The sequence below is a fragment of the Rhodococcus sp. 008 genome (assembly GCF_001682295.1).
GTDB classification, from domain to species: Bacteria; Actinomycetota; Actinomycetes; order Mycobacteriales; family Mycobacteriaceae; genus Rhodococcus_F; species Rhodococcus_F qingshengii.
Genome location: NZ_CP012749.1, coordinates 5,830,841 through 5,839,206 on the forward strand (window position 1 = coordinate 5,830,841; position 8,366 = coordinate 5,839,206).

Annotated in this window: 8 protein-coding genes; 5 read left to right on the top strand and 3 right to left on the bottom strand. The window is 63.5% G+C overall.

Annotation, left to right across the window (positions count from 1 at the left end):
* Positions 1-58: 58 nt before the first annotated feature.
* On the bottom strand, positions 59-916 hold the full coding sequence (locus AOT96_RS27005) for a mycofactocin-coupled SDR family oxidoreductase (RefSeq protein WP_065352525.1): 858 nt from the start codon (positions 914-916) through the stop codon (positions 59-61).
* Positions 917-1,133: 217 nt separating this feature from the next.
* Between AOT96_RS27005 and AOT96_RS27010 the strand changes: the two genes are divergently transcribed.
* The 5 genes from AOT96_RS27010 to AOT96_RS27030 all read left to right on the top strand — a co-directional run bounded on the left by AOT96_RS27010 (position 1,134) and on the right by AOT96_RS27030 (position 6,354).
* A complete protein-coding gene (locus AOT96_RS27010) occupies positions 1,134-2,600 on the top strand; it encodes an aldehyde dehydrogenase (RefSeq protein WP_065352526.1) in 1,467 nt (488 codons plus the stop codon).
* A gap of 60 nt (positions 2,601-2,660) precedes the next feature.
* Positions 2,661-3,410, top strand: a complete 750-nt coding sequence (locus tag AOT96_RS27015) for an SDR family oxidoreductase (protein WP_065352527.1) — start codon at positions 2,661-2,663, stop codon at positions 3,408-3,410.
* Complete coding sequence (locus tag AOT96_RS27020; protein WP_065352528.1) at positions 3,407-4,342, top strand: NAD(P)-dependent oxidoreductase; 936 nt, start codon at positions 3,407-3,409, stop codon at positions 4,340-4,342. Before AOT96_RS27015 ends, AOT96_RS27020 begins: the two co-directional genes overlap by 4 nt.
* Positions 4,339-4,800 (top strand): carboxymuconolactone decarboxylase family protein, encoded by a 462-nt coding sequence (locus tag AOT96_RS27025; RefSeq protein ID WP_003944075.1) that lies wholly within the window; start codon positions 4,339-4,341, stop codon positions 4,798-4,800. The genes AOT96_RS27020 and AOT96_RS27025 overlap by 4 nt, the downstream gene beginning before the upstream one ends.
* An 87-nt stretch (positions 4,801-4,887) precedes the next feature.
* Complete coding sequence (locus AOT96_RS27030; RefSeq protein WP_050656861.1) at positions 4,888-6,354, top strand: FAD-dependent oxidoreductase; 1,467 nt, start codon at positions 4,888-4,890, stop codon at positions 6,352-6,354.
* A 10-nt stretch (positions 6,355-6,364) separates the two neighbouring features.
* Here AOT96_RS27030 and AOT96_RS27035 read toward each other — a convergent pair whose 3' ends face one another.
* Together AOT96_RS27035 and AOT96_RS27040 are read right to left on the bottom strand one after the other, a co-directional pair.
* Positions 6,365-7,186, bottom strand: a complete 822-nt coding sequence (locus AOT96_RS27035; protein ID WP_003944042.1) for a helix-turn-helix domain-containing GNAT family N-acetyltransferase — start codon at positions 7,184-7,186, stop codon at positions 6,365-6,367.
* Between the two features lie 102 nt (positions 7,187-7,288).
* Positions 7,289-8,320 (bottom strand): alpha/beta hydrolase, encoded by a 1,032-nt coding sequence (locus tag AOT96_RS27040; RefSeq protein WP_065352529.1) that lies wholly within the window; start codon positions 8,318-8,320, stop codon positions 7,289-7,291.
* Positions 8,321-8,366 lie beyond the last annotated feature (46 nt).

An 8,366-nucleotide genomic window follows, 5' to 3' on the forward strand; every position in this document is an offset into this window, starting at 1 on the left:
AAATGGGGAAACTTCGAAAATTCACCACGAACAGGCAGCCACGAAGCGAAAAGTTCTACTACAGACCGATCTTCATCCCGGCACCAGCGTCCACGCGCAGTTGCTGGCCGGTGACGAATCGCGACTCGTCCGAGGACAGGTACACGACCGCATGCGAGATGTCCGCGGGTTCGACCCACGGAGTCGGCATCGCCTGCATGAACGGGAACGTCACTGCCGCATCCTCGGCCGTCGGATTCTCGAGGTCGGGACGGAACGTCCGGTACATCGGCATGCTCTGCAACATGTCGGTGTTCACATTGGTCGGATGAATCGCGTTGACGCGAATGGAACTCGGCCCGAGGGTCAGCGCCAACGAACTGGTATAGGCCTGAATCAGCTTCTTGGCCAAGCCGTATCCGTCGCCACCCGGACCCTGGAGCGCCTGTTGCCCGTTGAATCCGGTCTGCGGCACCAGACCGGCAACAGATCCGATCGCGATGATCGAACCTCCTTCGCCGAGGTATTCCATCGACGCGTGCACTGCATTGACGACACCGAGAAAGTTCACATCGAAGGCGTCGACGAAACCGGCGGTCGACACGTGTTTGCCGAGCGGACAGATACCGGCGTTCGCCACGACGACATGCAATCCGCCCAACTGCCCTACCGCCTCGGCAAGTGCTGTTTCGAGTCCGGCGCGATCACGGACGTCGACACGCGCCGTCACCACCTGCTGCCCGGCCTCTTTCACCAGGCGAGCGGTTTCCTCCAGATCGGCTGGACTGGCGAGCGGGTATTCGTTGCTGGCGATGTCTGCGCACAGATCGAAGGCGATGATGTGCGCGCCCTCCCGCGCGAGACGGACGGCGTGACTGCGCCCCTGACCTCGAGCAGCGCCGGTCACCAACACCACTTTTCCGTCAACTCTGTTCATTTCGACCTCTCTCCTGTGGATGTGAAGACGTGGTTGTGAATGTGCGGTGAACCGTAGCGGCGCCGCACCGGACACGAGGCGCTTTTCGTCGAAGCAGATCCGAGACCCTCTCGAGACCGCTGGGCTCTCGAAATCTCTTATGCCCCAAAAACCATTGCCTCAACCACAAGTGTGAACTAGAGTCCAGACACATGTCCAGAAAGAGAGGGTTTGCGCTATGACGCTTCGACCCGCAGACAGTTCTGCACTTCTCGTCGACGGAAAACTGGTTCCCGGATCCGGCGGGACCTTCGAAGTTTTCAACCCGGCGACCGAGGAACTGATCGGCCGTGCGGCCGAAGGCACCGCCGCGGACATGGACGCGGCCATCGCCGCTGCGCGCCGTGCGTTCGACGACACCGAATGGGCACGCGATCACGGGTTTCGCGCTCGCTGCCTGCGCCAACTGTGCGATGCACTCCAGTCCCACATCGAGGAGTTGCGTGAGATCACCGTCGCCGAGGTCGGCGCACCGGTCATGCTGACGAGCGGTCCGCAACTCGAAGGCCCGATCGAAGATCTTCGCTACTGGGCCGATCTGATCGAAACCTATTCGTGGGAACAAGATCTCGGGCACGCGTCTCCCATGGGGATTCCGACCCATCGCCGACTGCTCAAGGAAGCCGTCGGCGTCGTCGGCGCAATCACACCGTGGAACTTTCCGCACCAGATCAATTTCGCCAAGCTCGGTCCCGCCCTCGCAGCCGGCAACACCGTCGTTCTCAAACCCGCGCCGGACACGCCCTGGTGCGCCGCGCTGGTCGCCAAGGTGATTGCAGAAGAAACCGAGATCCCGGCCGGCGTAGTCAACGTCGTGACGTCGACGGATCACTCCCTAGGCGCGCAGCTGTGCAGCGATCCGCGCGTCGATCTCGTGTCCTTCACCGGTTCCACCGCCACCGGACGCACAGTGATGGCCACGGCCGCGCAAACTCTCAAGAAGGTCTTCCTCGAACTCGGGGGTAAGTCCGCATTCATCGTCCTCGACGATGCGGACATCAAGGGTGCATGCTCGGTTGCCGCGTTCTCCGTCTGCGTTCATGCCGGTCAGGGATGCGCGCTCAGTACCAGACTTCTGGTGCCGCGCGCTCGGTACGACGATGCTCTGGCCGCGGCATCTGCCGCGATGGCGGGTATCCGAGCCGGCGACCCCAGCGCGCGCGGAACGGTGTGTGGCCCGGTCATCTCGGCGCGCCAGCGCGCCAGGGTGGAGAGCTACCTCGCCCTCGCGGTCGAAGAGGGCGGCACGATCGTGACGGGTGGGGGCCGTCCCGACGATCGCGAGAGGGGTTTCTTCGTCGAACCCACTCTCATTGCCGGGCTGGACAACTCGTCTCGCGTAGCGCAGGAGGAGATTTTCGGGCCCGTCCTCGTGATCCTTCCGTACGACAACGACGACGACGCTATCCGGATTGCCAACGATTCCCCCTACGGCCTGTCCGGGTCGGTGTGGGGCACCGATCCCGATCGCGTCGCGCACGTCGTTGCCGGTGTCAGAACCGGAACGCTGAGCGTCAACGGCGGCGTCTGGTATTCGGCCGACGCACCGTTCGGCGGCTACAAACAATCAGGGATCGGCCGCGAAATGGGCCTCGCGGGTTTCGAGGAATACCTCGAAACCAAGCTCGTCGCTTCACCTTCCTGACATTCCACACCCTCACCCCACACCCTCACCACAGAATGATCACCACGAAAGTAGGTCGACATGGGACGTTTCGACGGTCGCACCGCGATAGTCACCGGAGCAGCGCAGGGTATCGGAGAGGCGTATGCCCGCGCTCTGGCCGCGGAGGGGGCCAACGTGGTCGTGGCGGACCTCAATCGCGAACTCGGCGAAGCAGTCGCCAAGCAGATCAACGCGGACGGCGGAAGTGCCGTGTTCAAGGACGTCGACGTCGCCGACGGGGAGTCGACTGCGGCACTTGCCGACTTCACGATCGAGCAGTTCGGCAGCATCGAGCATCTGGTGAACAACGCTGCCATCTACGGCGGAATGAAGATCGATTCCCTGTTGACGGTGGACTGGGACTACTACCGAAAGTTCATGAGCGTCAACATGGACGGCGCACTGCACGTGTGCCGGGCGGTCGTACCTCACATGCGAGCGAAGGGCGGTTCGATCGTCAACCAGTCCTCCACAGCAGCCTGGCTGTACTCGAACTACTACGGACTCGCGAAAGCCGGCGTCAACAGCCTGACACAACAACTCGCGACCGAACTCGGCTGGTCGAACATCCGGATCAACGCCATCGCTCCCGGTCCCATCGACACGGAGGCGACTCGAACCGTCACCCCCGGCAACATCGTCAAGGACATGGTGAAGCGAATCCCGTTGCAGCGCATGGGAACACCGGAGGATCTCGTCGGCATGTGCCTGTTCCTTCTCTCCGACGACGCAGGCTGGGTGACCGGGCAGATCTTCAACGTCGACGGAGGCCAGGTGTACCGGTCATGACGGAATCGGCGCCGAAAGCCAGCGCTTCGAAAACCAGACTGGGATACATCGGCCTAGGCAACATGGGCGCGCCGATGGCGCAGCGCCTCCTGGACTGGCCGGGCGGACTGGTGGTGTGTGATGCCCGCGCAGAAGCGCTCGAACCGTTCACCACTGCGGGCGCGAGCGCAGCATCGACGCCCGCCGACGTTGCAGCGCAGGCGAGCATCATCTCCGTCACGGTGCTCGACGACGCGCAGGTACGCGAGGTTGTGTGCGGGCCGCACGGGATTCTGTCGACCGCACAGCCAGGCACTGTCGTCGCGATTCACTCCACTATCTCGGACACCACGGCGGTGGAACTCGCTGACATCTGTCAACAGCGTGGTGTTCTGCTGGTCGACGCGCCGATCAGTGGCGGTGCCGGCGGCGCAGCGCAGGGCAGGCTGGCAGTGATGATCGGCGGCTCCGACGAGGCGTTCGAAGCCGTCCGCGAGCCCTTCGGATCCTGGGCCGAGCTGGTGGTTCACGCCGGTGACGTCGGCGCGGGAACGCGAATGAAGCTCGCACGCAACCTTCTTCACTTCGTCTCGTTCACCGCCACGACCGAGGCCGCGCGACTCGCCGAAGCAGCAGGACTCGATCTCCGCACGCTCGGAAAGGTCGTCAGGCACACCGATGCGATCACCGGTGGCGCGGGCGCGATCATGCTCCGCGACACCACCGCACCGGTCTCGGAGGACGACCCGTGGTTCTCGATACTGCGGCATGTTCGCAATCTCGGGGAGAAGGACTTGGCCTTGGCCATCAACCTCGGTGATCGGCTGAATCTCGACCTGCCGCTCGCGCACCTTGCGCTCGCCGGACTCGGTGCCGGTCTGGGCGTCGGGAATGACAGCGAAGTCAGGCCGGCCGAACCTTCAACAGCATCTACTACTCGGGAGCACGCATGACCGACACCACTCACATGACCGATGCCGGTGGAACCGACGAAAGCCGCATCTCCGAGGCCCGTGCTCGTGGCGTCGCGAAGATGAACGAGGTGTACGGCTGGGAGCTTCCCGCCGACGTTCCCGGCGACTTCTTCGCGGTCACCGCCGACCACCTCTTTGCCGACATCTGGACGCGACCGGGACTGTCGGTACGTGATCGACGACTACTCCTGATCGGTGCCATCACCGCCCAGGGGCAGAACGATGTGGCGAAGATCCAGATCAACGCTGCTCTCCACAACGAGGAGTTGACCGAGCAGCAGTTCGAAGAGGCCGCAATCTTCCTGTGCCACTACGTCGGCTGGCCGCTGGCCACCGGGCTCAACAATGCGCTGATCGCCGTGAAGGCCGACAGACGTAAAGCCGCGCGCGCCAAGGAGAAGGCCGCGGCCGATTCCGCGAAAACGGACACCGACTGACTTTCGGTCGAGATACTGCCATCAGGGCATCGATCACACCCACCGATTCCCCCACCAACCAACCAGAAGAGCGAAGGATCCGAATCCATGGCCGAGGCCAGCTCAATCCGTCCGCAGTCCTCCGCAAACATCGAGCAGTGGCACTTCGAGGCTGACGTCGTCGTCGCCGGCTACGGCATTGCCGGAGTGAGTGCTTCGATCGAGGCCGCGCGAGCGGGCGCCGACGTGTTGGTGCTCGAGCGCACGAGCGGCTGGGGCGGCGCTGCGGCGCTGGCAGGCGGATTCATCTATCTGGGCGGCGGGACCCCGTTGCAGCAGGCACTCGGGTTCGAGGACTCCCCCGCCAACATGAAATCGTTCATGATGGCCGCACTCGGTCCCGGCGCCGACGAGGAGAAGATCACCGACTACTGCGAAGGCAGCGTCGAGCACTACAACTGGCTCGTCGACAACGGTGTGCCGTTCAAGGAGAGTTTCTACGGCCAACCCGGCTGGGAAACACCCTTCGACGACGGACTCATGTATTCCGGCGGCGAGAACTCGGCACCGTTCAACACGATCGCGACACCGGCCCCTCGCGGGCACGTTCCACAGATGAGCGGCAAGCGCACCGGGGAGAAGGGCGGTGGTTTCATGTTGATGAAGCCACTGATCGAGACGGCCGAAAGCCTCGGCGTACGAGCAGAATACGACATGCGAGTCCAGCGCCTGGTCGTCGACGGAGATCGAGTGGTCGGCATCATCGCCAAGCAGTACGGCAAGGAAGTGGCAGTTCGAGCACGCACGGGTGTCGTACTGGCGACGGGAAGCTTCGCCTACAACGAAGCGATGATCCAGTCGTACGCCCCACGGCTGATCGGGCGCCCCGGTGCGGCTATCGAAGAGCACGACGGAAAGTCCATCCAGATGGCGCAGGCTCTCGGGGCCGACCTCGCGCACATGGACGCCACCGAGGTCGCATTCTTCGGCGACCCCCAGTTGATGATCCGCGGCATTCTCGTCAACGGACGCGGCCAGCGCTACGTCAACGAGGACACGTACCCGGGAAGAATCGGCCAGGAGACGCTGCTGCGCAACGAGAATCAGGCCTACCTGATCATCGACGAAGCTTCCTACGAAGAGGGCTGCGCCGCCGACAGTTCCACACCGTTCTTCAGATTCCAGCCCAAGTGGGTGGCCGAGACCGTCGAGGAACTCGAATCCGACATGGGTCTGCCGGAAGGCACCCTCCAGTCGACCGTCGAGGTCTACAACCGCCACGCCGCCCGTGGTGAGGACCCGGTATTGGGAAAGAAGAAGGAGTGGGTCAAGCCGATCGGCTCACCCGTCGCTGCGCTCGATCTTCGCAATTTCACCGCCGGATTCACGCTCGGCGGTCTGCGCACGTCGATCAACTCGGAGGTCATCCACGTCTCCGGCGAACCGATCCCGGGTTTGTTTGCCGCTGGACGCTGCACCGCCGGCGTCTGCGCCGGTGGATACGCCTCCGGAACGTCCCTCGGTGACGGCAGCTTCTACGGGCGACGCGCCGGAGTCAGCGCTGCTAAGGGCTGAGCGTCTCTTCTCAGATGTCAGCGTCCTCGCTGCGACGTTCGAGGAACAACGTGTCACGCCACCGCCCACCCAGTTGAGCGATACGCGACCGAGTGCCGACGACTCGGAATCCGACGGCCTGATGCAAGGCGACGCTTGCCCGGTTCTCCGGGAAAATCGACGACTGCACTGTCCATATCTCACTGGCGTCGGCGGCTTGCACCTGTCGGCGAAGCAGCAGCTTGCCCACGCCGCGCCCGCGAGCGCCGCTACCGATGTAGATGGAGTTCTCGGCGACCCCGCGGTAGCAATCACGCGAGGACACCGGGCTGAGGCTCGCCCAGCCTTCGACGCGGCCGTCGATCTCGGCCACCCATCGATGATCGGGTAACCATTGCGCGTCGAGCTTCTCGGCGGATGGCACCGAGGTGGTGAACGTCGCGGTTCCGGTGTCGATTCCTTCGCGGTAGATCGAGCGGACGGCATCCCAGTCGCCGGATTCCATGCGGCGCACCACCACGTCATCGGGAAGAACTCCCAGTGTGTCTTCGACCGGACCACGAGCAGCCACGACGGCGGCCGCTGCCATCAGATCGGAGTATGCCGTTCCGGCAACACTGACAACCGAAGTGCCTTCACGCACCGAAGCCTCGACAAAACCGACCTCGATCAAGGCCTCGAGGTGGGCACTCAACGCCGACGGCTCGAGTGATGCGGCGTGTGCAATCGTGTCGACGTCGATCGGACCGCCGGCAGCAAGTCGGAGCACTCGCAGCCGCGTCGGATCACCCAGGCACGCAAACCTGCGCGCAAGTACGTCGGTGTCGAGGGGAGCGAGTGTTTCTGAACTCATGAGGCGACTATAACGCCGCTGACCTGCAGTTCGGTCGGCTAGGTTCGGCAAGAGTGTCCCGGAGTGAGAAACAACTCAGCCACCGACCCCAGGGTTCGCCGGCTAACGCGCACCGATCGACGCGGCAATCATCGACCACGAGTTGTGAAGATCGTCCTGCCAGTAACCCCAAGAGTGAGTGCCAGTTGCCCGGAAATCATAGGTGGCCGGGATGCCCAAGGAGTCGAGCCGCTCGGCCAAACGCTGGGTGCACTGGTTCGTCCCGGCCTCGATGACTCCACCCACGATCACCTGGTTCGCCAGAACGCCGAGGTCGCCGTTGACCATCGGTCCGCCCAGATTCTCGTGTGGGCCGGGCAGGCCCGATCCATTGCTGATGTAGAGGTCGACCCCCCGCAATCTCTCGGCATTGACCACAGGATCGTTGGCTACCCAGCCCGGACCGCCGGGAGGACCCCACATGTTGTCCACGTTGCCGCCGCGGAATCCGACCACGAATCTCACGTAGTCCTGACCGGGTTGAGTACTCGTCTCGGCACACCCGCTGAAAGCACCGACGGCACGGTAAACGGATGGCGCCGCCTCGGCCAGGCTCAGAACCGAGGTACCTGCCATCGACAATCCGGCAACGGCATTCGTACCCGTAGTCCCGAGCGTGGCATCGACGATCGGTGGCAACTCCTGGGTGAGAAAGGTGGTCCACTTGTTCAGTCCGAGAACAGGATCGGGCTTCTCCCAGTCGGTGTAGTAGCTGTAGGCACCGCCGATCGGGTTGACGACGTTGACGTTCTTGTCGCCGAAGAAGTCGACGACGTCTGTCCGTGTCTGCCACGTCGCCGTGTCCTCGCCTCCGCCGGCGCCATTGAGTAGATAGAGGGTCGGCCGGGGCGCACTTGTGTCTGCCGGCCGAATCACCTCGAGCGGAATCACCTTGTCCATCGCAGCCGAGTAGACGTACATAGTCAGCTGACGGGCGTTGATCTCCTCGACGTGATCGAGAGCTGAACCGCCTGAAGGGGATGTCGGGGCCGGGTCAGCCGAGGCCAACGCTGCTTCGCCGAACAGTCCCGTCCACGCGACGAGGGCGACGAGGGCGACGACAAGCATTGCCCGAGTACGTCCGATTCTTCTCATTGCCGCTCCTCGTGCTCGATTGCGGTGCCCGGCAACAGCTCGGTGG